Origin of the sequence: Geomonas diazotrophica, assembly GCF_019063885.1 — a bacterium.
In the GTDB taxonomy this organism is placed as follows: Bacteria; Desulfobacterota; Desulfuromonadia; order Geobacterales; family Geobacteraceae; genus Geomonas; species Geomonas diazotrophica.
This window is the reverse complement of the sequence record NZ_CP077684.1, coordinates 3,961,043-3,985,114: the sequence shown is the minus strand read 5'-3', so window position 1 is coordinate 3,985,114 and position 24,072 is coordinate 3,961,043. Positions and strand designations below refer to the sequence as shown.

Here is a 24,072-nt window from a genome sequence, read left to right as displayed (position 1 = left end):
CTATACCTCTACGTTCAGGGTCCTTCCTTTCAGTGTGGTCTCCACCCGGATCTCGCCGGTGAGGGTGCGGTGCACCGGGCATTTCTCCGCGATTTCCAGGAGCTTCTCCCTCTGCTCCAGGTCGAGCTCCCCGATCAGCTCCAGCTCCCGTATGAACTTGTCGATGCGCCGGTCCTCGGACTCGCAGTCGCGGCAGTCCTCGGCGTGGATCCTGTGATGGGAAAGCCGCACCAGCGCCTCGACGAGCGGCCACCCCTTGCGCCGGGCGTACATCTGGACGGTCATGGTGGTGCAGGCCGCGAGCGCGGCCATCAGGAACTCGTAGGGGGAGGGCCCCTCGTTGCTGCCGCCGTAACTGACCGGTTCGTCGGCGGTCAGGCTGAAACCGTTGGCGAAGATTTCGGTGCGGAACCCTTCGGCACCGGTGCGGGCGGTGACCCTGTTGTCCGAGGCCTGGGAATCCGGCTGAGCCACGGGCTCGTCCTCGGCCGTGCCGAGATAGCGCGTGGCCCAGGAGGCGATGACCTCCCCCGCATAGCGCGAGTCGGCGCCCTCGGAGAGGAGGTGGTCGGCGCTTCCCAGAGAGATGAAACTCTTCGGGTGGTGGGCCGCCTGGAAGATCTGGGTCGCGTTGTCGATCTTCACGATGCCGTCTGCCGGTGAATGCAGCACGAGGAGAGCCCCCGCGAGATGTGCCAGGGTCTCGGCCGGACGCTGCGCCTCCAGGTCGTCGAGCAGGCTTTTCCTGATGGTGAAGTCGCTGCCCCCCAGGTTGACCGTCGCCTCTCCTTGCCGCTCGGCCTCTTCGGCCGACTCTCCCAGCAGGCGGCGCAGATGGGAAGGGCTGTAGGGAGCCGCGATGGTGGCCACCGCCGTGGCCGAAGGGATTTCGGCGGCTGCAACGAGCACCGCCGATCCGCCCAGCGAATGACCCACCAGCAGGCGCGGAGCCTGGTACTCGCGCTCCAGAAAACGTGCCGCCGCCACCAGGTCGGATACCTGCGAGGAGAAATCGGTGTCGGCGAAATCCCCCTCGCTCTCGCCCAGCCCCGTGAAGTCGAAACGAAGCACGGCGATGCGCCGGCTGCTCATGGCCCGCGTGATGTTGACCGCCGCCTTGATGTTCTTGGAGCAGGTGAAACAGTGGGCGAAGATGGCGTAGGCCACCGGGCGCTCGTCGTCCGGGAGTTCCAGCCGGGCCGCCAGCTGGTAGCCGCTTCCGTTGGGAAAGGTGATCTTCTTCGTGTTCATGGCGAACTCCTCGGTGGGGCCGTCCTGGCCGTCGCGCACCCTGCTTTCTCGCAGCCAGGAAAATGATAATTGCGGCCGGTCGCAAGTCAATGGGTTGCCATTTCTTTGTTCATCGACAGGATTACCCCAACGGCAACCTGATGGGGGAAATCCGGATAATGGGATTTGAATCACAACATGGCAACGCTTTGCCTCTTTTCTCTTTAAGGGGAATGAGATATAAACGTAACCTCCATCATTATAATGTAATGCAATGCCATTGGGAGTCAGAAGATGTTTGCAACGTGGTCGATCAAGAAGAGGGTTGTCGTTTCCGTTGTCGCTTTGTGTGTCGCCAGCATCACCGTGCTGGGGCTGTTTGCCTACCTGTACCAGATGCACCAGATGCGGGAGGGACTAAAGGACGAAGCAGCCAACAGCGGTCGTCTGTTCGAGGCGATCCTGAAAGGGGACGCAGAGGGGTTGGCCCGCGCCCACGCCGGCCTCGACAAGCTCGACGTGCTGCTGGCTCCCTTTGCCGCAGGCAGCAAGGACGCGCTCCTTGCCGCGGCCAAGCCGATATTCGGCGAGATCAAGCAGAACAACAACATCACCCACATGTACTTCATCCAGCCTGACGGCAAGGTGCTGCTGCGGGCGCACAAGCCGGAGCAGGACGGGGACATCCTGAAGCGGGAAACGTTCCTGAAGGCACAGGCCACCAAGCAGATGGCCTGGGGGCTGGAGATGGGGAAGAACTTCTTCTCGCTGCGCTGCGTGAAGCCCGTCAGCTACCGGGGCAGCGCGCTGGGCTACATGGAGGTGGCCGAGGAGATCGACCACGTCTTCCAGCAGATGAAGCAGATCACCGGTAACGACGTCACCCTCTTTCTCACCGAAGACTTCCTGAAGGGCAAGTCGACGGAGGTGAAGAGCGAGAAGGTCGGCTCCTTCCGCATCCTGTATCCGACCCAGAAGGAAGTGGCGCTCGGACTGGCGGCCAAGGTGCTGCCGGAGATGAACGAAGCGCTCAAGGAGCCGCAGCTTGCCATAGTCTCCCTGAAGGGGGGGAAGTACCTGGTCGGCGTCGGGCCGGTGAAAGACGCCTCCGGCGGGACCGTCGGCATCCTCTTCTCCCACAAGGAGATCAGCCCCCTGTTCGCTACCATGTGGAAGGGGGTGGCGGCGCAGCTGGGGATCTTCATCGCCATCCTGCTTGCCTCCATCGCGATTCTCTACCTGTCGCTCAAGCCGAGCCTGGACCTCTTCACCACGCTGAAGGAACATATAGTCTCCGTTACCACCACGTGGGACCTGAACCGCCGCCTCGAGGTGCAAACCGAGGACGAGATAGGCGCCATGGCCGCGGATTTCAACGCCATGACCGAGAAGCTCGCCCTGATGGTGCGGCAGGTGAGCCACTCCAGCAACGAGCTGGGCGCGGTTTCCGGCAACCTCGTGCAGGTCTCCGGCACGGTCATGGGGGCTGCCGAACAGCAGTCGAGCTCGGTGAATGAGGCCTCCAGCGCCATGACCCAGATCACCGCCTCCATCAAAGGGGTGGCGGGAGCTGTGGAGGGGCTGTCGCAGTCGGCCTCGGAGAGCTCCTCCTCGGTCTTGGAGATGGCTTCCAGCATCGAGGAAGTGGCGCTCAACGCCGAAGCGCTGGCCCAGCAGGTGGACGAGGTCGGCTCGGCGATCATCGAGATGGCCGCTTCAATCAAGCAGGTGGGGAGAAACGCCGACCTGCTCCTCGAAGAAGCCAGCATCAACTCCTCCTCCATCGTGGAAATGGACAGTTCCATCAAGGAGGTGGAGAAGAACGCGCTGAACACGGTGAAGATCTCCGAAGCGGTCAAGCAGGACGCGGAGGTGGGTAAGAGCGCCGTCGACTCCACCATCCTGGGGATCAGGGCCATCAAGGATTCCTCGCGCATCACCTCGGAGGTCATCGCCACCCTTTCCCAGCGCGCCGGCGACATCGGCGCCATACTGTCGGTCATCGACGACGTCGCGGAGCAGACCAACCTCCTGGCCCTCAACGCCGCGATTATCGCGGCCCAGGCCGGCGAGCACGGCAAGGGGTTCGCGGTCGTGGCCGGCGAGATCAAGCAGCTTGCCGAGCGCACCAGCGCTTCCACCAGGAAGATCTCGGACGTGATCAACGGCGTCCTCGAGGAGACCGACCGCGCCGTGGTCGCCATCAGCCAGGCGGAGCAGAACATCGCCCAGGGAGAGGAACTCTCCCGCAGGTCCGGCGAGGCCCTGGAGCAGATCGTTGCCGGCGTGCAGCAGGCGACCGAGCAGGTGAACGGCATCGCCCGGGCCACCGCCGAACAGGCGCGCGGCAGCCTGATGATCAGGGAAACAACCGAAAAGGTCACCACCATGGTGCGCCAGATCGCCATCTCGACCCGCGAGCAGGGGGAGGGGAGCAGCCTCGTGCTGAACGCGGTGGAGAAGATGAAGGTGCTCACCGACCAGGTGAAGAACTCCACCCGCGAGCAGAGCAACGTCGGGAACTTCATCGCCCAGTCCACCGAGAACATCACCGAGATGATCCGCCACATCAAGAAGGCCTGCGACGAGCAGAGCAAGGGGGCCGACCAGGTGCTTCCGGCGGTCGAGAGCATCAAGGCCGCCACGGAGACCAACCTCGGCGCGGTCAAGGTGCTCGGCGAAAGCATGTCGGCGCTCGCCGGCCAGATCACCGTCCTGCAAAACGAGATCGACCGCTTCGACGTCTCGTCCAAGGGGTAGATTGCCGACCATCGCAAGACCGTTTACCACTGTAGGGGCGAATGATCATTCGCCCCTTTTTCCATTCCGCCGCCACACCACTTCCCGACAGCGCCGGTAAAACCGGGTATAATTCCTGGCGTTGCTCAATCCCCAGAGCGGGGCCCGTAGCCACTCCGCTCCGAGAAAGGTGGCCGGTGCACCATGCCCGAAAAGGACCTAAGCTTCACCGTCATGACCTACAACGTGCACCGGTTGACCGGCAACGACCGGCACACCTCGGCCGCGCGCATCGCGGAGGTGATCGAAACCTGCCAGCCCGACATCGTGGCGCTCCAGGAACTTCCCGGGGCGCGCTTTCGGCCCGAGATCGGGGGCGCCTGCCAGGACCTGGCGCATGAATTGGCGTTGGTGGTGAGAAGGGACGTTCACTACCATCTGGAACGGGAACGGTGGGGCAACGTGGTCTTCAGCCGCTTTCCGATGCGGCTGGTCCGGGCAGGGGGGCTGCATCCGGAGAACCGCTACCGTACCATGGTGCCGCGGGGCGTGATGTGGGTGGAGATCGACCTCTACGGGCAGAAGCTGCAGTTCGTGAACACCCACCTGGGGCTCACCCCCCGGGAGCGTAGCTACCAGGCGAAGGTGCTCACCGGGGCCGAGTGGCTCGCGCACCCCGATTGTCGCCCCCCGGTGGTGTTGTGCGGCGACTTCAACGCCCTCCCCAGTTGGAGCATCCACAAGCGCCTCAGAAATGCGCTCCAGGACGAGCAGGAGCGGCTCAAGTTCGGGCACAACCAGTCCACCTTCCCGAGCAGCATGCCCATAGTCCGGTTCGACCACATCTTCATCTCGCCCGACCTCGCGGTCGAGAGCGAACTGATCCCGCGCACCAGGCTGACCGCCGTTGCGTCCGACCACTTGCCGCTCGTCGTAAAGCTGCGTCTGGCAGGCGTTGAGCCGCAGGCGGCGCTGGTCAGGTAGCAGCTGAAATCGCCAAAAATTCTAAAGTCGGCGGCCACCTCGTCCGAAGAGAAGGGAGAATCAAACAGATGCCCCGCAGCGGGGAAACGGAGAGATGCTATGAGCGAATACACGGAGATGCCGGACGATATGGAAGTACAGGAAGTTATCATCGAGCGCGTGCTGCAGAACACGGGCTCTTTGCTGGAAATCTGCCTGGTGAAGCACGGGCGCCAGTACGAGGCGGCGATCTTCGTGGAGAAGAAGTACAAGCCGGGACCGCCGCTGCCGCGCCCGCTGGAGGCCCCCTCCGGCCAGTTCAGCCATTGGATGGGGGTGCGCCCCAAGGTGGGGCTCTCCCAGGAGGAGGCAGACCAGATCTGCTACGAGGTGAATGGCCTGAACGCCTTGCACCGGATCCAGATGAAGGACAACTGGGGGAGCCTGTTGGACGCAGTCTGACCGCGTCTTCCTTCCCCGCCACATCGATACGAAGAAGGGCCGCTCCCGTCGGGGGGCGGCCCTTTTCCTTTTCCACCAACGATGGTCTTTCGTTCCCTCTCTACATCTCGACCCTGGTCAGGACTCCCTGCAGCTTGCTGGCGGGAAGCTGGTTGAACTGGACGAAGTTCGGGCTGAGCTTCTTGATCGCGTTGAACACCTTCCAGATCGGGTTGTTGGTGGTGATGTCCTCGACGCCGTAGAAGATGACCTTCTCGTGGATGTCGTTCTTCTTAAGGAGCGTCTCGATGTCGATCACCTCCATGTACCCGGCGAAGATCTCGAAGGAGTCCAGCCCGCTGCCCCGGTTCTCGGTCAGCTTGTAGGAGACCCCGAACGGCTCGTCGGTCCTGATGATGGAGATGAAGACGTTGCGCTCGTAGATGATGTTGCTGCGGATGATGCAGTGCACCACGTAGGGGGGCACCACCGCCCACTCGCGGGTGAAGAAGAGACCGGTCCCGGGGATGGTGCGCTGCTTGGCGAAGATCTGCTCGTAGGAGAGGAGGAAGGTCTCCACGTCCAGCGGCTTGAGGGCCCGGTACAGGGCGCGCTGTCCCTTGGTCCAGAGCAGGATGGTCAGGAAGGGGATCGAGGCCAGGATGAGGGACCAGTAGCCGCCGTGCGGCAGCTTGTTCAGATTGGCGATCAGGAACACGAAGTCGACCACGGTCACGGCGATGGCGACGGGGACCTTCCACTTCTTGGTGGTGTTGGCGAAGATCATGGTCATCATGATGCCGGTGATGGTCATGCTGCCGGTGACGGCGAGGCCGTAGGCGGCGGCCAGGTTCTCCGACTTGCCGAAGAGCAACATGATGAAGATGACCAGCACCATCAGGGTCCAGTTCACGGAGCCGATGTAGATCTGCGACTTCAGGTGGCTCGAGGTGTAGTCCACCTTCATGAGCGGCATGATCCTGGTGGTGATTCCCTGGTAGATGATGGAGAAGACGCCGCTGATCAGGGCCTGCGAAGCGATCACGGTGGCCAGGATGGTGAGCAGCAGGAAGGGGATGTACAGGTATGGGGCCTGCCCGTGGATCATGCCGAACAGGGTGTTCTTCTCGTGCTGGTGCTCCAGCAGGAAGGCTCCCTGCCCCAGGTAGTTGATCACCAAGGCGACGAAGACGAAGTACCATGCCCGCACGATCGGCTTTCTCCCCAGGTGCCCCATGTCGGCGTAGAGCGCCTCGCCCCCGGTGGCGCACAGGATGACCTCGGAGAGGACGAAGAAGGCGGACATGCCGTTGTCGAGGAAGAACTTGATTGCGTACCAGGGCGAAATCGACTTGAGGACTTCAGGGTGTCCCGAGATGGCGATCAGGCCGGACAGGGTAAGGGCCGAGAACCAGAGCACCATCAGGGGGCCGAAGGCGCCTGCCACCTTGTCGGTTCCCTTGGATTGGAAGATGAAGAGGATGATGGCGATGGTGGCGGCGATGGCGATCACGCCTGCCTGCGACAGGTTGGCCGTGGCCGGTATCAGCTCGAGACCTTCGACGGCGGAGAGTATGGAAATGGCCGGCGTGATGACGCCGTCCCCCAAGAGCAGGGATACCCCGATGAAGGAGAGGAGGCCGATGAATCCCATGGAGCGCCCCCCCTTGAGCAGGCGGACCAGGATCTCCTTCAAGACGATGGTCCCCCCTTCCCCCTTTCTTCCGAGGCTCATGGCGAGCCAGGCGTATTCGACGGTGACCAGGATGAACAGGGTCCACACGATCAGCGACAGGATGCCGAAGATGTTGTCGGGAGTCGGTTTGGTGAGGGCGAAGATGACGGAAAGGGTATAGATGGGGCTGGTGCCGATGTCGCCGAAGACCAGGCCCATCGATTTCACAACCCCGCCCCAGTATGATTGTTCGTGTTTCATGGAGCAAGCCTCCGGTTGATATCAGCGCGCAACATATAGCACCGCTGTCAGCCGGTGACAAGAAAAACCGCGCAAACAGCCGGTATATCGACGGCCCGCCCCGCGTCGCCCACGTGCTGCCTGGCCGCGGGTAGCCCTTTTGGCAGCACGAAGTCAGGGGGGGCGTCTTGATCGGGTCGAACCGTTTCCTGGAAGGACCCGAGCCCGGCGCCGGCGTCCGTCTCGTGCCGGACGGGCGCGGCGGGCGCGGACGGGGAGCGCGGGAAGGGGGCTCCGCTATGCTTCGTATACGCCATCGGCCTCGGGAATGTTCCTTCCTGCTTCAGGAGGGGGGGCGGGCAAGCGGGCGCCGATCGCGCTGAGATCGTCGGAAATCCCTGTTTGCGCTTGACATTCTCCCCTATTGCTTGTAGCTTAAGTCGTTTCTCTCAAGGCTTGAACTGACAGCGCGGAGGCCGTTTACATGGATTACAAGGACACTCTCAATCTCCCCGACACCAAATTCCCGATGAAGGGGAATCTTCCCCAGCGCGAGCCCGAGATGCTCAAGCAGTGGGCCGAGGTTGACATACACAACAAGATCGAGGAGGCCGGCAAAGGCAAGCCGCGTTACGTGCTGCACGACGGCCCTCCCTACGCCAACGGGCACATCCATATCGGCCACGCACTGAACAAGATCCTCAAGGACATCGTGCTGAAGAGCAAGAGGATGGAGGGGTTTGCCGCCCCCTACGTCCCGGGGTGGGACTGCCACGGTCTCCCCATCGAGCTGCAGGTGGAGAAGAACCTTGGCTCCAAGAAGCACGAGATCTCCAAGCTGGAGATGCGCAAGCTCTGCCGCGAGTACGCCGCCAAGTTCGTGGGGATCCAGCGCGCCGAGTTCGAGCGCCTCGGGATCTTCGGCGACTGGGACGAGCCGTACCTGACCATGAACGCGAGCTACGAGGGGGCCACCGCCCGCGAACTGGCCCGCTTCGCCGAGAACGGCGGCCTCTACAAGGGGAAGAAGCCGGTGCACTGGTGCTCCTCCTGCGGCACGGCGCTGGCCGAGGCCGAGGTCGAGTACGCCGACCACAAGTCCCCCTCCGTCTTCGTTAAATTCGCTCTGAAAGAGGACGCCGGGAGCGTGGCGCCCGAGCTTGCCGGCAAGAAGCCCTCCATGGTGATCTGGACCACCACCCCGTGGACCCTTCCCGCCAACCTCGCCATCGCGCTGCACCCGGAGCTCGACTACGTGGCGCTTGCGCTGAACAGCGGCGACGTGGTCATCGTGGCCGACGGCCTGAAGGAGAGCTTCCTCAAGGAGATCGGCGCGGAAGGGGAGGTGCTGGCCAAGTTCCCCTCCAAGCTGCTGGAGAAGAAGCTGGCCCGTCACCCGTTCTACGACCAGGATTCCGTCATCCTCCTGGGCGAGCACGTAACCCTGGAAGCCGGCACCGGCTGCGTTCACACCGCACCCGGCCACGGTCAGGAGGACTACGAGCTGGGGCTGCAGGAAGGTCTCGACATCTACAACCCGGTCGACAACCGCGGCCGCTTCTACGAGAACATCGAGTTCTTCGGCGGGCAGTTCGTCTTCGACGCCAACAAGAACGTGATCGAGAAGCTGACCGAGGTGGGCGCCCTGTTGGGTTCCAAGGAGATCTCGCACTCCTACCCGCACTGCTGGCGCTGCAAGAAGCCGGTCATCTTCCGCGCCACCGAGCAATGGTTCATCTCCATGGAGAAGAACGACCTGCGCGGCAAGGCCCTCTCCGAGATCAACAACGTGAACTGGATCCCGAAGTGGGGTCGCGAGCGCATCTACGGCATGATCGAGAACCGTCCCGACTGGTGCGTTTCCCGCCAGCGCTCCTGGGGCGTCCCCATCGCCGCCTTCTACTGCAAGAGCTGCGGCCACGTCATGGCCGACGGCAAGATCATGCACCAGGTGGCCGACCTCTTCGCCGAGCACACCTCCGACATCTGGTACGACTGGGATGCCGCGAAGTTCCTGCCGGAAGGGACCTCCTGCCCCTCCTGCGGCAAGAACGAGTTCGAGAAGGAAGGCGACATCCTCGACGTCTGGTTCGACTCCGGCACCTCGCATGCCGCCGTGCTCGAGCTGCGCGACAACCTGGGCTCGCCGGCCGACATGTACCTGGAAGGGAGCGACCAGCACCGCGGCTGGTTCCACTCGTCGCTTCTGGCCAGCGTCGGCACCCGCGGCCGCGCCCCCTACAAGAACGTGCTCACCCACGGCTTCGTCATGGACGGCGCCGGCAGGAAGATGAGCAAGTCCGTGGGCAACGTCGTGGCACCCGAGGACGTCATCAAGAAGTTCGGCGCCGACGTGCTCCGCCTGTGGGTCGCGGCGCAGGACTACCGCGACGACCTGCGCATCTCCCAGGAGATCCTGACCCGGCTCTCCGAGAGCTACCGCCGCATCAGGAACACCTGCCGCTACATCCTGGGCAACATCCACGACTTTAACCCCGACACCGACTGCGTCCCCTTCGCGGAGATGCCGGAGCTGGACCGCTGGGCCATGCACCAGCTGGAGCTTTTGAAGGAGAAGGTGCTCGCCTCCTACACCGACAGCGAGTTCCACATCCTCTACCACGCCGTGAACGGCTTCTGCACCGTCGAGATGAGCGCATTCTACCTCGACATCCTGAAGGACCGCGTCTATACCTCGAAAAAGGATTCGCAGGCCAGGAGGAGCGGCCAGACCGTCATGTACAAGGTGCTCGACGCGCTGGTGCGCATGGTGGCGCCGGTACTCTCCTTCACCGCGGAGGAAGTCTGGGCGGAGATGCCGGGCACCCGCGAAGCGAGCGTGCACCTGGCGCTCTTCCCGGCGCTCACCCCCGAGGTGAAGGACGAGGCGCTGGCAGGCCGCTGGGAGAAGATCATCAAGATCCGCTCCGAGGTTTCCAAGGCGCTCGAACTGGCCCGCGTCAAGAAGGTGATCGGGCATTCCCTGGATGCCGCCGTCGCCATCAAGGCTACCGGCGACACCGAGGCGCTCCTGAAGGAATGCGCGGACCAGCTTGCCGAGATCTTCATCGTCTCCAAGGCTGGGCTTGCCGGTGAAGTCTCCGGCGAGGTCTACGTCGCGGAAGGGATCGAAGGGCTGGAGGTGGGCGTGAGCGCGGCTCCCGGCGAGAAGTGCGAGCGCTGCTGGTGCTACAGCGAGGAGCTCGGCAAGGACGCCGAGCACGCGGGCATCTGCCCGAAATGCCTTGCGGCGGTGAAATAAGAGGCGGTCACCAAACCGGAATGTCCATGCCCTCTCCCGCCGGGAGAGGGTGCCCGTAGGGCGGGTGAGGGGTGTGCCCGTGGCGTTACCCTCACCCTAGCCCTCTCCCGGAGGGAGAGGGAACCTTGGACCACGTTCTAAAGGATCCTATGAAACCAAAATACATCATCCTCGCGGCGGTCTCGGCGCTGGTGCTGGTCCTCGACCAGTGGAGCAAGCTCTACATCGACAAGAGCATGACCCTGCACAGCTCCTATCCCGTCATAGAGGGGTTCTTCAACATCACCTATCTGCGCAACAAGGGGGCCGCGTTCGGGATATTGGCCTCTTCGAGCTACCGGCTTCCCTTCTTCCTGCTGGTTTCGAGCATCGCGATCATCGTGATCCTGGTGGCGGTCAGCAAGGTGCGGGACGACCAGACCTGGAACGTCGCCTCCCTGTCGCTGATCTTCTCCGGCGCCCTGGGCAACATGATCGACCGCGTCCGCCTGGGCGAGGTCATCGACTTCCTGGACGTGCAATGGAAAGGGCACCACTGGCCCGCCTTCAACATCGCCGACTCCGCCATCTGTGTCGGAGTCTTCATCCTGGCCGTCGAGATGCTGCTCGAGGAGCGCAGGGAAAAGAAGACGCCACCCACCTCGGACGCATCCTGACGGTCCTTTCCGGATTTCCTTTCACCTCGGGCGCAGGGGCCCACCGTATCGGTGCGGCCTCGGCGGCCTGTAGGGGCGAATAAATATTCGCCCGGCATAGCCGGTCCGAGGCACCTGCGCCGCGCGCAAGCCTCCCGCTGGCGCACCAACAGGGGCGAATGGTTATTCGCCCCTACGCATTTTCATTCCCAGGGGAGTGATGCTTCACCCTTCCTCCCCTTTCTCCTCCAAAAGCCGCGTGAACAGCTCCCTGATCTCGTTGGGCAGGCGCCGCGCCTTCATCTCCGGGCTCACGCACGCCAGCGTCACCTTCGCCTCCACCAGCAACTTGTCGTCTTCCTTCCTGACCACCTGCTGCGCCACGGTGAACGAGCTGTTCTTCAGCGTGACAATCTGCGTGCGCACCACCAGGAGGTCGTCCAACCTGGCCGGCGCCCTGAAATTCGCCTCGATGGAGACCACCGGGAAGATGATGCCGAGGTCGTGCATCTCGCGCACCGACAGCCCGTGCCCCCTGAGGAATTCCGTCCTCGCCCTCTCCATGTAGCTTATGTAGTTGGAGTGGTACACCACCCCCCCCGCGTCGGTGTCCTCGTAGTAGATCCGTACTTCCATGCAGCCTCCTATAAAAAAAGATCCCCGGGGGATCTGTCCATGTAGCCCTCGCCCTGCGGGAGAGGGCGGCCGCAGGGCGGGTGAGGGAGGTCTTGATGCCAACGCCCTCACCCCTGCCCCTCTCCCGGAGGGCGAGGGGAAATTCGTCGTCTTTACTGTAGGGGCGAATAATCATTCGCCCGGTCTTGGCGGTGTCGCGTCGGTGGTCGGCGTTCAACAGCTGCAGAGATGAGGGGCGGGGCTGGGCGAATGATTATTCGCCCCTACGCGTTGTCAACCGGCTCGGCGCTGGCGGATTCGGAAGGCGCCTGCACCTGCGTCTCGTCTCCCAGGATCCTGCCGTACACCTCGCGCACCGCCTCGGTGACCCGCTCGTAATCCGCCATGAGCGCCTGCCCCGGGTTCTTCAGCATCGGGTCGTAGCCGAGCCGTCGCGCCAGCTTGTTCAGGTACTTGAGCGGCCCCCCCAGGTCGTTCATCGAGTAGTCGTGGATGATCCTCAGCCGGTTCTCCAGGCGGCGCAGGAAGCGGTACCCTTCCGCCAAGGACTGGAAATCGGGCTCGGAAATGTGGCCGAGCATGCGCATGGCGTCCATTGCTTCCAGGGTGTTGGAGCCGCGGATCTCGCGGTGCTCGCAGCCGTACCTGAGCTGCAGGAACTGGATGATGAACTCGACGTCGACCATGCCGCCGCGACCGGTCTTGATGTTGTAGCTCCCGGTCGACTCCTTGGCGAGCTCGTTCTCCATGCGCATCCTGAGGCGGTGGATCTCCTTGCGCACCGAGTCGTCGGCGCTGGAGCCGTACACCGTCTGCTCGATGACCTGTTCCACCTTTTCCTTCAGACGGGGGTCGCCGTAGGTGACCCGCGCCTTGGTGAGCGCCTGGCGCTCCCAGATCTGCGCCTCGGTGGCGTGGTAGCTCTGGAAGGATTCCAGCGAGGTGACCAGGGGGCCGGCGTTCCCCGAGGGACGCAGCCTGGTGTCGATCTTGTATGCGTACCCCTCGCGCGTCTGGGTGGTCAGCACCAGGATGATCTTCTGCCCGAGCTTGGCGAAATACTCGCGGTTGGTGATGCTCTTCTCGCCGTCGGTGAACCCCTGCCCGTCGTAGATGTAGATGACGTCCAGGTCGGAGTGGTAGTTAAGCTCGAAGCCTCCCAGTTTCCCCATGGCCACGATGGCGAAGGCCGCCTCGTGCCTGGTGCCGTCTTCGTTGACCACCATGGGGCGTCCGAAGCGGGCCAGCTCTCCCGTCGCTATGCAGCAGGCCGCGGCGAGGGTCACGTCGGCCAGATCGGTCAACTGCTGGGCCACCTCGGGCTGCTTCATCTTGCCGTAGATGTCGTTCATGCCGATGCGCAGGAACTCCTCGTGGCGGTAGCTCCGCATCGCGTCCAGCTGCTCTTCGAAGCAGTCGGCCTGGGTGATGAAGTTGTCCAGTTCCTTGGCCATGGAGGCGCGCTCTTTCTGCAGGTAGGCATAGCCGCGCGTAGTCATGCTGTCCAAGAGTTCAGGGTGACCGATGAAGATCTTGGAGAGGAACTCGGACATGCCGAACATCGAGGTGAGGAGCTTCAGGATGTCCCGGTTCTCGGCCAGGAGGGCGTAGATGGAGGAGCGGGTTCTCTGCGAGGAGAGGAACCGCTCCAGGTTGGCCAGCGCGAGGTCCGGGTCGGGGGAACTGAACACCTCCTGCAGGAACAGGGGGGCGATCTTCTCCAGGGTGCGCCTTCCCTGTTCGGTCAGGTTCGCCTTGGCGGGGCCGTCGCGCAGCACCAGGAGGTTCTGGTAGGCGGCGTCGGGGTGCTCGAAGTGACGCTCCTCGAGCATGTCCTTGATGAGGTCCGGGTCGGCGTTGTGATCGAAGAAGAAGTGTACCTCGGGGAGCACCTCCTCCTTGATCTTCTCGTCGCGCGACAGGAACAAATCCCCGTAGATGGCGGAGACGGCGCGCCGGTGCCCCTCCAGGGTTTCCCGGAACCTGTCCATCCCGTCCTTCCTGAGGTAGCCGCAGCGCCGTGCCAGCGCGCGCAGTTCCTCATCCTTTCGGGGTAGGGCGTGGGTCTGCCGCTCCTGGACCACCTGGATCCGGTGCTCGACGGTGCGCAGGAAGCGGTAGGCGTCGGAAAGGGCGGTGCAGTCGGCTTCCTTGATGATGCGCGCCTGGTAGAGGGTCTGCAGGGCCCTCAGGGAATTGCGCTCGCGCAGGTGCGGGTTCTTGCCGGCGTAGACCAGCTGCAGCGCCTGGATGAAGAACTCGATCTCCCTGATGCCGCCCCGCCCGAGCTTGATGTTGACCTCCCCCTCCTGGTTCCTGGCCAGGGAGGCGTCGATCTTCTTCTTCATCGCCATCATGTCCTCGATCAGGTTGTAATCGAGATAGCGGCGGTAGATGAACGGGGTGAGCGCCGTGAGGATCCTCTCCCCCAGCTCGATGGAGCCGGCGACGGGGCGCGCCTTCATCATGGCGGCGCGCTCCCAGGACTGTCCCCACGCCTCGTAGTAGACCTCGGCGGAGCGCATGGAGCTGGCGAGGTCCCCCGCCTTGCCGTCGGGCCTAAGCCCCATGTCGACCCGGAACACGAAACCGTCCTCGGTAACCTGGGAGATCGCGCGGCTCACCATTTCGGCCAGCTTGACGAAGAAGGTGTGCAGCGAGAGCTTGCCCTTGAACCCGCCCCGGCCGTCGGGGATGCCCGCGCACTCCCCCTTGTCGGAGGAGTAGAAGTAGATCAGGTCGATGTCGGAGGAGAAGTTGAGCTCCCTGCCGCCGAACTTGCCCATGCCGATGATGGTGAATTCCGCCGGGATCCGTCCGTCAGGGCTGTCCTCCATCGGCGTGCCGTGTTCCTGCACCAGTTGGGCGAAGGCGGCCTCGTAGGCGAGCTGCAGCGTGGCCGCAGCGAGCGAGGACAGTTCGCCGGTCACCTCCTCGAGCGTGGCCAGGCCGTTCAGGTCGCGTGCGGCGATGCGAAGCATCTCTGCGTACTTGAAGCGGCGCAGGTGGGGGAAGAGGTCGGCGTAGCAGGTTCCCTGCGGGACGCGCTCGCGCAGGGCCTGCAGCATCTCGTCCTCGCTGCGGCGCCGCATGATATCGCGCTCGATGAAGAGGTGCTGCAGGTAGGAAGGATCACGGCAGATGATGTTGGTGAGAAACGGGGAGGAGCCGCAGATGTTCATCAACTGGGCGGTGAGCGCGCGGCGGGAGCAGATCTCCAGCAGGACCTCGCGCGGCACCACGGTGCTGATGCGTTCGAAGCCGTTCAGCGCCATGTCGGGGAGCGGGGTGGCGAGTGCGGAGAGCGCCAGTTCGACCAGGCGCTCACCGGGCAGCACCTCGGAGAGGAGCCTCAGGTTTTCCACCGACCGCGCGCCATAGCTGAACCCGACCTGTTCCAACTGGTGGGACAAGTCCCCTTTGTCCGGCTCCGAAAGCGCGGACAGAAGCAGCGCGGCCAGGTCGGAAAGGCGGCTCATAGCCCGACCAGTGCCTTCAGCTCCGTCTCGTAGTCGCCGCGCACCACCCCTTTTTCGGTGATGATGCCGGTGATGTAGCGGGCGGGGGTGACGTCGAAGGCGGGGTTTCTGACCTTGACGCCTTCGGGTGCGATGGTGACCCCCTGCACCTTGGTGACCTCCTCGGAACTCCGCTCCTCGATGGGGATCAGGTCGCCGTTGGCGAGCTTCAGGTCGAGGGTGGATATCGGCGCGGCCACGTAGAACGGGATCCGGTTCTCCTTGGCGAGAACGGCGACGCTGTAGGTGCCGATCTTGTTGGCGGTGTCGCCGTTGGCGGCGATGCGGTCGGCGCCGACCACGCAGAAGTCGATCTGTCCGCTCTTCATAAGCCAGCCGGCCATGTTGTCGGAGATGAGGGTCACCGGGATGGAGTCCTTCATCAGTTCCCAGGCGGTGAGGCGTGCGCCCTGGAGCCAGGGGCGGGTCTCGTCGGCAAAGACGCGGATGTTCTTGCCCGCCTCGTGGGCGCCGCGGATCACGCCGAGCGCGGTGCCGTAGCCGGCTGTGGCCAGGCCTCCCGCGTTGCAGTGGGTGAGGATGGCAGCTCCCTCCTTGACCAGGGCGGCGCCGTGGCGGCCGATCTCCTTGCAGATGGCGAGGTCTTCCGCCTCGATGCTGATCGCCTCGGCCTTCAGGATCTCGCGGATGGAGTTGAGGTCGAGTTCCTTGTGCTGCAGCGCGACCCGTTTCATCCTCTCCAGCCCCCAGAACAGGTTGACCGCCGTGGGGCGGGTGCGGCCCAGCACGTCGCAGACGTTCTCGAGTTGGCGGTAAAAGGTGTCGAAGCTGTCCGCGATGATCTCGCGAGCGCCGAGCGCCACCCCCATGGCGGCGGCGATGCCGATGGCCGGGGCGCCGCGGACCACCATGCCGCGGATCGCCTCCGCGACCCCCTGGAAGTCCGTGTACTCGTTGTAGACCTCCTCGGCGGGGAGCCGAGTCTGGTCTATCATGATCACCTTGTTGTCGCGCCACTCTATGGTTCTGAAGGACATGTCTACCTCTTTTGTTTACGTTGAAACCAAAAACATCAAACAGGGATAAAAGGGATGAAAGGGATAAAAGCAAATGTTTTGGTCTATCCCCTTTATCCCCGTTATCCCTGTTTAACGCCTTTGTCTTTAGCCGTTGAGCTTTTTCAGGAGCAGCTCGTTCACCACGGCGGGGTTGGCCTTCCCTTTGGAGGCGCGCATTACCTGGCCGACGAAGAAGCCGAAGACGGTTTCCTTGCCGCCCCGGTACTGTTCGACCTGCGCCGGGTTGTTGTTCAGCACTTCGTCAACCATCGCCTCGATGGCGCCGGTATCGGAAACCTGCACCAGCCCCTTCTCCTCGACGATCTTCTCCGGCGCCTTGCCGGTCTTGTACATCTCGTCGAAGACGGTCTTGGCGATCTTGCCGGAGATGGTCCCTTTCTCCATCAGCTTCAGGAGGTCGGCCAAAAGCGCCGGGGTGACCGGGCAGTCGGTTATGGAGCGGTTGTTGTCCTCGTTGAGCGCGCGGGAGACCTCGCCCATGACCCAGTTGGATACCGTCTTCGCCTGCGGGAAGAGGGCGACGGTCTCCTCGTAGTAGGCGGCCAGTTCGCGGCTCGACACCAGCACCTCGGCGTCGTACTCGGGAAGGCCCAGCTCGGCGACGTAGCGGGCGCGCTTCGCCTCCGGGAGCTCCGGCAGGGTGGCGCGCACGTCCTCGATCCACTGGTCCGGGATCAGGACCGGAACCAGGTCCGGGTCCGGGAAGTAGCGGTAGTCGTGCGCCTCTTCCTTGCCGCGCATGGAGCGGGTGGTGCCGGTGTTCGGGTCGAAGAGGCGGGTTTCCTGGATCACCTTGCCGCCGTCGTCGAGGATCTCGGCCTGGCGCTCGATCTCGTATTCGATGGCCTGCTTGATGAACTTGAAGGAGTTGATGTTCTTCAGCTCGGCGCGGGTGCCGAAGACGGTCGAGCCGACCGGCATCAGCGAGACGTTGGCGTCGCAACGGAAGCTCCCTTCCTCCAGGTTGCCGTCGCAGATGCCCAGGTACATGACGATCTGGTGCAGCTTCTTGAGATACGCGATCGCCTCGTCGGGGGAGCGCATGTCCGGCTCGGAGACGATCTCCAGAAGCGGCGTGCAGGCGCGGTTCAGGTCGACGCAGGAATCGTCAACCCCGGGGATGTCGGCGTGCACCAGCTTGCCGGCGTCCTCCTCCATGTGGATGCGGGTGATGCCGATCCGCTTCCTTTCGCCATCTACCTCGATGTCCAGGTGCCCGTGCTGGCAGATGGGGAGGTCGAACTGGCTGATCTGGTACCCCTTGGGGAGGTCGGGGTAGAAGTAGTTCTTGCGGGCGAACACGTTTCTCTGCGTGATAGAGCAGTTGGTGGCGAGTCCGGCGAGGATGGCGTTTTCCACCACCTGCTTGTTGAGCACCGGCAGGGCGCCCGGGAAGCCGAGGCAAACCGGGCAGGTCTGGGAGTTCGGCTCGGCGCCGAAGCGGGTCGAGCAGCCGCAGAAGATCTTGGTGTTGGTGGTGAGCTGGGTGTGTACCTCAAGCCCGATGACAACCTGATATTTCATGTGAGCTCCAAAAAACCGAAAGGCTGTAAACCGTTAGCCACGGAGAAAATCTGAGGAAATCTGAGAAAACCAAACACAAAGCTTTCGGGGTTACCCCAAAGCCTTCAAAGTCTTTTGGTCACGGTTTGCTCCGAAGTTCTCAGATTTTCTCCGTGGCCAATGGTTTTAGGTTTTACAGCGGCGCCTTCTTCAGGTGCCACTGGGTCTCCCTCTCGAACGCGTAGGCGGTGGAGAGGATGGTCGCTTCACCGAAGGGCTTGCCGATCAGCTGCAGGCCGATGGGAAGACCGGCGGCGCTGAACCCGGCGGGGATGCTGATGCCGCAGGTTCCGGCCAGGTTCACCGGAATGGTGAAGATGTCGGAGAGGTACATCTGAAGCGGGTCGGCCAGCTTCTCCCCGATCTTGAAGGGAGGCGTCGGCGCGATCGGGGTGAGCAGCACGTCAACCTCCTGGAATGCGTTCAGGAAGTCCTGCATGATCAGGGTCCTGACCTTCTGGGCCTTGACGTAGTAGGCGTCGTAGTAGCCGGAGGAGAGGGCGTAGGTCCCCAGCATGATCCTCCTCTTCACCTCGGAGCCGAACCCCTCGGCGCGGGTTTTGGCGAACATCTCCTTGAGGCCCCGGACATCCTCGGCGCGGTGCCCGAAGCGGACCCCGTCGTAGCGCGCCAGGTTGGAGCTCGCCTCGGCGGTGGCGATCAGGTAGTAGGTGGCCACGGCGTACTCGGTATGCGGCAGGCTCACCTCGCGCAGCTCGGCGCCCAGGCTTTTATACAGGGCGATGGCCTCGTCCATGGCGCGTTTCACGTCCGGGTCCAGCCCCTCGATGAAGTACTGCTTGGGGAGACCGATCTTCAACCCCTTGACGCCGGTTGCGAGGCCGGCGACGTAATCGGGGACCGGGGTGTTGACCGAGGTGGAGTCCTTGGGGTCGTAGCCGGCAACGGCCCCCAGGAGGAGCGCCGCGTCGGTGACGTCGCGGGTGAGCGGCCCGACCTGGTCCAGGGAGGAGGCGTAGGCGATCACGCCGTAGCGGGAAACCCGGCCGTAGGTGGGCTTGAGCCCGACGCAGGAGCAGTGGGAGGCCGGCTGGCGGATGGAACCGCCGGTGTCGGTGCCGAGGGTCGCCGTCGCGGTGCGCGCGGCGATGGCGGCGGCCGAACCGCCGGAGGAGCCCCCCGGGGTGCACTCGAGGTTCCAGGGGTTCTTCACCGGGCCGAAGTAGGAGGACTCGTTGGAGCTCCCCATGGCGAACTCGTCCTGGTTCAGCTTGCCCACGATGACCGCGCCCTGTTCCTTAAGCTTGGCGACCGCGGTGCCGTCGTAGGGGGGGACGAAGTTCTCCAGGATGCGGGAGCCGCAGGTGGTGCGGATCCCCTTGGTGATGAAGATGTCCTTCAGGCCGACGGGGATGCCGGTAAGGGGTGCCACGTCGCCGGCGGCGATGCGCTGGTCGGCCGCTTCCGCCTCGACGAGCGCCTGCTCCGGCGTCACCGTGATGTAGGCGTTCACCTGGCCGTCCACCGCCTCGATGCGCTCCAGCATGGCGCGGGTCGCCTCGACGGAGGAGACCTCCTTCGCCTTAAGCTTCTCGTGCAGCTCATGTATGGTAAGGTCGAAAATTTCCATTGCAAAACACTCCGATCTTGTAGTGTCAGACCAGTCAGAATAGTCGGACCAGTCAGACGTCCGACTATTCAATGACCTTGGGCACCCTGAAGAAGCTCTCCGCGCGCTGCGGCGCGTTGGCGAGGGCGGCTTCCACGCCGATCGAGTCGGCGGGCTGGTCGGGGCGGAAGGCGTTTTCCATCGGCACCGCGTGCGAGGTCGGTACGATGCCGTCGGTATCCAGTGCGTTCAGCTTTTCCACGTAGGCAAGGATGCCGTCCATCTGTCCGGTGAAGGTGTCCAGCTCGCTGTCGGAAAGCTCCAGTCGGGCAAGCCTTGCTACGTGCTCCACCTCACTTCTCGTGATCTTCATACCTGCTCCAAATGCGCCCCTGACGGGGCGTCCTGACGTTAAAAGTGTTCCCGGTTATTATCATGAACGGTCTAAAAAGGCAACGGGAGCTAGTCCGGGAGTACCAGCCCCGCCTCCACGACGTTGGACGGCGCGCTCTCGACGTTTTGGCTGTCGATGGCGGCGACGCTGGTCACGGCGTAGCTGTAGGTGATCCCCAGGATAACCTCCCTGTCCTGGTAGGTGTTGCCGGCCAGCGGCGCCTTGTTGAGCGGGGCGAGCGGCATCGGCTCCCCCTTTTTGCCCCGGTACACGTTGTAGCCGGCAGCGGTTCCCTGTTCCGGGGGGAGTCCCACGAAGCTCAGCGTCACCTCGTTGGGGGAGCCCGCCGCCTCCAGCACCGGGGGGAGGGGAGGGGTGACCGCAGTGCGCCGCACCTTGTTGGAGTCCTTGCTCTGTGCGCCGCTTTTGGTGAAGGAGCGCACCTTGTACTGGTAGGTCTGCCCCTTTTTCAGGTCGAAGTCGTCGTAGATCCAGAGGCTCCCCACCTGGCGCACCCCTTGGGGAAGGTCGAGATCGACCAGCGCCAGCTGTTTGTACGCGTTCGGGCACTCCTCGCAGTCCTGCGCCGGAGGAAGCACGTCGCGCCGGTAGAGCAAAAAGCCGGCAAGGTCTTCCAGCTTGCCCCCCTTTTCCTGCTTGCCCGGGCCGGACCAGCTCACCTGGAGCTCGCCCCCCTTCTGGGCAGCGGCCAGCGTTGCGATCGGCGCCGGGACTAGCGCCTCGGGGGGGATGAGCTGGCCCCGCTTGCCGCAGCCCGGCAAAAGCGCGAGCGAGGCGGCCAGGAACAGGGGGGGGAGGAACCTGCGTGCGGTCGCCACGGCTTAACGCCCTTCCTTGGCGCGTGCGATCTCGGCCTTGACGCACTCGAGCGCGGTGCCGCCGGTGGCCCTGCGTGCGTTGACCGAGGCTTCCAGGGTGATGGAGCCGAAGATGTCGTCCTCGATCCGCCCGGAGAAGATCTGCCACTCGGCCAGAGAGAGCTCCGGGATGTCCATCTCGTTCTCGATGCAGTAACGCACCGCCTTGCCGACGATCTCGTGGGCGTCGCGGAACGGGATACCCTTCCTGACCAGGTAGTCGGCCACGTCGGTCGCGGTGGAGAACCCGGCGGCCGCGGCGGTCTTCATGCGCGCCTCGTTCACCTTCATCTCGCGCACCATGTCCGCGAAGATCTTCAGCGATCCCTTGACGGTGTCGATGGTGTCGAACAGCGGCTCCTTGTCCTCCTGCATGTCCTTGTTGTAGGCCAGCGGCAGCGACTTCATCAGGGTGAGGAGCGACATCAGGTTGCCGTAGACCCGGCCGGTCTTGCCGCGCACCAGTTCCGGGACGTCCGGGTTCTTCTTCTGCGGCATGATGGAGGAGCCGGTGCAGAAGGAGTCGGAGAGGTCGACGAACTTGAACTCGCTGGTGGACCAAAGGATCAGCTCCTCCGCGAAACGGGAGAGGTGCATCATCAGGATCGAGGAGGCCGCGCAGAACTCGATGGCGAAGTCGCGGTCCGAGACCGAGTCGAGGGAGTTCCTGGTCACCTCGGGGAAGTCGAGCAGTTCCGCCACGTGCTCGCGGTCGATGGGGAAGGTGGTCCCGGCCAGTGCGCCGGCGCCAAGCGGCATCACGTTGGTGCGCTTCAGGCAGTCCTCCATGCGCCCCTTGTCCCGCTTGAGCATCTCGTGGTAGGCCATCATGTGGTGCGAGAAGAGGATCGGCTGCGCGGTCTGCAGGTGGGTGAAGCCCGGCATGATGACGCCGAGGTTCTGCTCCGCCTGGTAGATGAGGGCGTCGATCAAGAGGTCGATGTAGGCGGAGATCTCCACCAGCTCGTCCCTGAGGTAGAGGCGGATGTCCAGCGCCACCTGGTCGTTGCGGGAGCGGCCGGTATGCAGCCTCTTGCCCGCGTCGCCGATCTTCTCGGAGAGGCGCGCCTCGATGTTCATGTGGATGTCTTCCAGGGAGACCGAGAAGTCGAAGTTCCCCGCCTCGATCTTATCCAGGATCTCCCTGAGACCGTGCACGATCTCCTCGACGTCCTTTACCGGGATGATCCCCTGCTTGCCCAGCATGGTAGCGTGGGCGATGGAGCCGCGGATGTCCTGGTGGTACAGGCGCTTGTCGAAGTTTATGGAGGCGGTGAACTCTTCTACGAACTTGTCGGTGGGCTGGGTGAAACGCCCACCCCACAGTTTGTCTTTGGACATGTTTTTCGGTCTCCTGCTGCTGATTTTTTGTAGAACTGCAACTTCTTTAATGCAAAGACGCCAGGGCGCGAAGGCGCAAAGAGAAAAGTTGGGTTTTTTACCCGGTACAGTTTTTTACTTGGCGTCCCTGCTCCTCCGGGGCTTTGCGTTGAATGCTTTAAAGAACCTGCCCCTCGCCGTCGCCTGCCTTGATCCACCCCTCGTCGGTCCAGCGCAGCACCGTGTGCACCTTCAAGGGGACCCGAGAGCTTCTCGGGTCGAGCTCGTGGGAGAGCGGCAGGTTGAAGTAGTAAAGCCTGGTGCCGGTGCCGAACCTCAAGCGGCAGACCGGTGCGCCGTCGAAGTCGTCGCTGGCGAACTCCCGGTCCTGGAAGGGGGACATCTTGTGGCGCGCGCTGATGGCCACGAACGATACCCCGTAGCAGCTCTGGCAGCGCACCCCTTCGATTTCGCTCTCGTCGGAGCAGTTGCCGAAGACGGTCACCGTCTCGCGCACACCCGGGGTGTCCTCCAGGTACTCGCCGTAGAAGCCGCTCAGTGCGTCCCGGTAAGCGCCGTGCTCCGGCTTGGGGTTGCACTGGATCACGAAGAGGGCGTCCAGCGACTGCCTCATGGTGAAGAAGAGCCGGTTGGCGTGATCGATGATTTGCTTGATGTTGGACGAGTAGAGGTCCCGGTACAGGTAATCAAGACAGATGATCGCCATGAAGTTGAAGCAGGCCGGTTCGCCGCGGAACAGGTAGAAGTGGCGTCCGCGGTACAGGTCGTGGTCCTTGTCCAGGAACTCCTCGCCGCGGAAGGGGTGCGTCTTGGCCTCCAGGAAGACCCGTAGGCGGCCGCTGGTCTCCTTGATGGCGATGCAGCACCAGTTGACCGGCATCCCGAGGATGTCTCCGGAGTCGATGTCGCGTTCCACGCAGTCCAGCGCCTCGGCGTTGTCTTCCTGGAAGCGGGTCAAGAGCGCCCGGTACTGCTCCAGCCGGACCTGCTCCATGCCGAACATGGTCACCGTGTTGCTGCGGAAGCGCTCCCCGATCATGCCGAGCAGGTCGTCGAAGCGGGAAAGCGGGACCGACGTCTCCGGGAACATCAGGAAGTGCAGCCGCTTCAGGTTTCCGGCGCCGTCGGCCACCAGGTCGAGAACACTCCGCACCATGTGCCACTGCTCCTCCGCGTTCACCAGGGAAAACAGGTGTTCGCGGCGCTGCAGCCGGTTCGGGATCTGCGCGATGAGGCAGTGCAGGTGATGACCCAGAGGGAAATCGAGCTGGACGTGTTTCTCGACGATCTTGACCATAGACACCAATGATAGATTAAGACTGAGATTAAGATAAAGAAGGCCGGCAACCTCGACCGTTTTCCAAGCCCCTTAGTCTTTATCTTTGTCCGTTTCAAAGATCCAATGAGAGATTAAGACTGAGATTAAGATAGAGAAGCCGGCAATCTCGATCGTTTTTCAATTCCCCTTAGTCTTTATCTTTATCTTTGTCTTTATCTTTGTCTGTTTCAAAGATCTTCGTCAGGATGAAGCGGGCGCCGGCGGGGATCTTGTAGTCGGGCAGCTCGTCCGGCTCGACCCAGCGCGCCTCGGCCACTTCGTCCTGGTTGTGGTTCACGTCGCAGAAAAGCGGCGTGCAGCGGTAGTAGATGATGATGAAGTGGTAGTTGTCCTCCCCCGGCGTCACGTGCTCGAACACGTCGATGAGATTCCCCACTTCCACCTCGAGGCCCACCTCTTCCCAGACCTCGCGCTTGAGCGCCGCCACGATAGGCTCGCCCAGGTCGATCTTGCCGCCGGGCATCACCCACTCCCCCTGGAAGGGGGGGATGTTCCTCTTGGTGAGGAGCACCCGGCCGTCGGTGTCGATGATGACGGCGACCACCGAGGTGACTATGTGGCTGGCCTTGAAACCGTTTTGCTCCATATAAGCGGATAGGGGCACGAAA

At 63.2% G+C, this 24,072-nt stretch carries 17 protein-coding genes; 5 read left to right on the top strand and 12 right to left on the bottom strand.

Features of this window, described 5'->3' with window-relative positions; genetic code table 11:
• Positions 1–1,251 (bottom strand): bifunctional alpha/beta hydrolase/OsmC family protein, encoded by a 1,251-nt coding sequence (locus KP003_RS17605; protein ID WP_217300032.1) that lies wholly within the window; start codon positions 1,249–1,251, stop codon positions 1–3.
• Positions 1,252–1,524: 273 nt separating this feature from the next.
• Between KP003_RS17605 and KP003_RS17600 the strand changes: the two genes are divergently transcribed.
• From KP003_RS17600 to KP003_RS17590, 3 genes are all read left to right on the top strand, one after another.
• On the top strand, positions 1,525–3,990 hold the full coding sequence (locus KP003_RS17600) for a methyl-accepting chemotaxis protein (protein ID WP_217300031.1): 2,466 nt from the start codon (positions 1,525–1,527) through the stop codon (positions 3,988–3,990).
• A gap of 183 nt (positions 3,991–4,173) precedes the next feature.
• Entirely contained in the window at positions 4,174–4,953 is a 780-nt protein-coding gene (locus KP003_RS17595; protein ID WP_217300030.1) for an endonuclease/exonuclease/phosphatase family protein, read from the top strand.
• 99 nt (positions 4,954–5,052) lie between these two features.
• Positions 5,053–5,394 carry a hypothetical protein gene (locus KP003_RS17590; RefSeq protein WP_216497488.1) on the top strand — a complete coding sequence of 114 codons (342 nt, stop codon included), beginning with the start codon at positions 5,053–5,055 and terminating at the stop codon, positions 5,392–5,394.
• 100 nt (positions 5,395–5,494) lie between these two features.
• Here KP003_RS17590 and KP003_RS17585 read toward each other — a convergent pair whose 3' ends face one another.
• Positions 5,495–7,309 (bottom strand): KUP/HAK/KT family potassium transporter, encoded by a 1,815-nt coding sequence (locus KP003_RS17585; RefSeq protein WP_216789402.1) that lies wholly within the window; start codon positions 7,307–7,309, stop codon positions 5,495–5,497.
• Between the two features lie 463 nt (positions 7,310–7,772).
• Between KP003_RS17585 and ileS the strand changes: the two genes are divergently transcribed.
• Together ileS and lspA are read left to right on the top strand one after the other, a co-directional pair.
• Positions 7,773–10,550, top strand: coding sequence for an isoleucine--tRNA ligase (gene ileS / locus KP003_RS17580; protein WP_216497490.1), 2,778 nt, complete (start codon positions 7,773–7,775; stop codon positions 10,548–10,550).
• A gap of 149 nt (positions 10,551–10,699) precedes the next feature.
• A complete protein-coding gene (gene lspA / locus KP003_RS17575; protein WP_217300029.1) occupies positions 10,700–11,206 on the top strand; it encodes a signal peptidase II in 507 nt (168 codons plus the stop codon).
• A gap of 204 nt (positions 11,207–11,410) precedes the next feature.
• On the opposite strand, the gene ybgC is transcribed toward lspA, so the two are convergent.
• The 10 genes from ybgC to KP003_RS17525 all read right to left on the bottom strand — a co-directional run bounded on the left by ybgC (position 11,411) and on the right by KP003_RS17525 (position 24,050).
• Positions 11,411–11,821: a tol-pal system-associated acyl-CoA thioesterase gene (gene ybgC / locus KP003_RS17570; protein ID WP_216789400.1), complete on the bottom strand. Its 411-nt coding sequence runs from the start codon at positions 11,819–11,821 to the stop codon at positions 11,411–11,413.
• Between the two features lie 263 nt (positions 11,822–12,084).
• The gene (gene glnE / locus KP003_RS17565; RefSeq protein ID WP_239027569.1) at positions 12,085–15,300 is read right to left on the bottom strand and encodes a bifunctional [glutamate--ammonia ligase]-adenylyl-L-tyrosine phosphorylase/[glutamate--ammonia-ligase] adenylyltransferase; all 3,216 of its coding nucleotides are present in this window, start codon (positions 15,298–15,300) and stop codon (positions 12,085–12,087) included.
• A complete protein-coding gene (gene mtnA, locus KP003_RS17560; protein WP_216789399.1) occupies positions 15,297–16,337 on the bottom strand; it encodes an S-methyl-5-thioribose-1-phosphate isomerase in 1,041 nt (346 codons plus the stop codon). Before mtnA ends, glnE begins: the two co-directional genes overlap by 4 nt.
• Positions 16,338–16,463: 126 nt before the next feature.
• A complete protein-coding gene (gatB, locus tag KP003_RS17555) occupies positions 16,464–17,903 on the bottom strand; it encodes an Asp-tRNA(Asn)/Glu-tRNA(Gln) amidotransferase subunit GatB (protein ID WP_216789397.1) in 1,440 nt (479 codons plus the stop codon).
• A gap of 172 nt (positions 17,904–18,075) precedes the next feature.
• Positions 18,076–19,533: an Asp-tRNA(Asn)/Glu-tRNA(Gln) amidotransferase subunit GatA gene (gatA, locus tag KP003_RS17550; RefSeq protein ID WP_216789395.1), complete on the bottom strand. Its 1,458-nt coding sequence runs from the start codon at positions 19,531–19,533 to the stop codon at positions 18,076–18,078.
• A gap of 64 nt (positions 19,534–19,597) precedes the next feature.
• Positions 19,598–19,885 carry an Asp-tRNA(Asn)/Glu-tRNA(Gln) amidotransferase subunit GatC gene (gene gatC / locus KP003_RS17545; RefSeq protein ID WP_216497496.1) on the bottom strand — a complete coding sequence of 96 codons (288 nt, stop codon included), beginning with the start codon at positions 19,883–19,885 and terminating at the stop codon, positions 19,598–19,600.
• Between the two features lie 89 nt (positions 19,886–19,974).
• Positions 19,975–20,745, bottom strand: a complete 771-nt coding sequence (locus KP003_RS17540; RefSeq protein ID WP_216789393.1) for a fibronectin type III domain-containing protein — start codon at positions 20,743–20,745, stop codon at positions 19,975–19,977.
• A 3-nt stretch (positions 20,746–20,748) separates the two neighbouring features.
• Complete coding sequence (gene argH / locus KP003_RS17535; protein ID WP_216497498.1) at positions 20,749–22,125, bottom strand: argininosuccinate lyase; 1,377 nt, start codon at positions 22,123–22,125, stop codon at positions 20,749–20,751.
• 157 nt (positions 22,126–22,282) lie between these two features.
• Positions 22,283–23,422: a hypothetical protein gene (locus KP003_RS17530; RefSeq protein WP_216789390.1), complete on the bottom strand. Its 1,140-nt coding sequence runs from the start codon at positions 23,420–23,422 to the stop codon at positions 22,283–22,285.
• Between the two features lie 169 nt (positions 23,423–23,591).
• Positions 23,592–24,050 carry an NUDIX domain-containing protein gene (locus KP003_RS17525; protein WP_217300717.1) on the bottom strand — a complete coding sequence of 153 codons (459 nt, stop codon included), beginning with the start codon at positions 24,048–24,050 and terminating at the stop codon, positions 23,592–23,594.
• Positions 24,051–24,072 lie beyond the last annotated feature (22 nt).

Excerpts from the sequence above, each read along its gene's own strand:
- gatC (WP_216497496.1), bottom strand. The coding sequence starts at position 19,885 with ATGAAGATCACGAGAAGTGAGGTGGAGCACGTAGCAAGGCTTGCCCGA.
- mtnA (WP_216789399.1), bottom strand. The coding sequence starts at position 16,337 with ATGTCCTTCAGAACCATAGAGTGGCGCGACAACAAGGTGATCATGATA.
- KP003_RS17590 (WP_216497488.1), top strand. The coding sequence starts at position 5,053 with ATGAGCGAATACACGGAGATGCCGGACGATATGGAAGTACAGGAAGTT.
- KP003_RS17530 (WP_216789390.1), bottom strand. The coding sequence starts at position 23,422 with ATGGTCAAGATCGTCGAGAAACACGTCCAGCTCGATTTCCCTCTGGGT.
- KP003_RS17600 (WP_217300031.1), top strand. The coding sequence starts at position 1,525 with ATGTTTGCAACGTGGTCGATCAAGAAGAGGGTTGTCGTTTCCGTTGTC.
- KP003_RS17525 (WP_217300717.1), bottom strand. The coding sequence starts at position 24,050 with ATGGAGCAAAACGGTTTCAAGGCCAGCCACATAGTCACCTCGGTGGTC.
- KP003_RS17585 (WP_216789402.1), bottom strand. The coding sequence starts at position 7,309 with ATGAAACACGAACAATCATACTGGGGCGGGGTTGTGAAATCGATGGGC.
- ybgC (WP_216789400.1), bottom strand. The coding sequence starts at position 11,821 with ATGGAAGTACGGATCTACTACGAGGACACCGACGCGGGGGGGGTGGTG.
- ileS (WP_216497490.1), top strand. The coding sequence starts at position 7,773 with ATGGATTACAAGGACACTCTCAATCTCCCCGACACCAAATTCCCGATG.
- KP003_RS17595 (WP_217300030.1), top strand. The coding sequence starts at position 4,174 with ATGCCCGAAAAGGACCTAAGCTTCACCGTCATGACCTACAACGTGCAC.
- gatA (WP_216789395.1), bottom strand. The coding sequence starts at position 19,533 with ATGGAAATTTTCGACCTTACCATACATGAGCTGCACGAGAAGCTTAAG.
- glnE (WP_239027569.1), bottom strand. The coding sequence starts at position 15,300 with ATGAGCCGCCTTTCCGACCTGGCCGCGCTGCTTCTGTCCGCGCTTTCG.
- lspA (WP_217300029.1), top strand. The coding sequence starts at position 10,700 with ATGAAACCAAAATACATCATCCTCGCGGCGGTCTCGGCGCTGGTGCTG.
- argH (WP_216497498.1), bottom strand. The coding sequence starts at position 22,125 with ATGTCCAAAGACAAACTGTGGGGTGGGCGTTTCACCCAGCCCACCGAC.
- KP003_RS17605 (WP_217300032.1), bottom strand. The coding sequence starts at position 1,251 with ATGAACACGAAGAAGATCACCTTTCCCAACGGAAGCGGCTACCAGCTG.
- gatB (WP_216789397.1), bottom strand. The coding sequence starts at position 17,903 with ATGAAATATCAGGTTGTCATCGGGCTTGAGGTACACACCCAGCTCACC.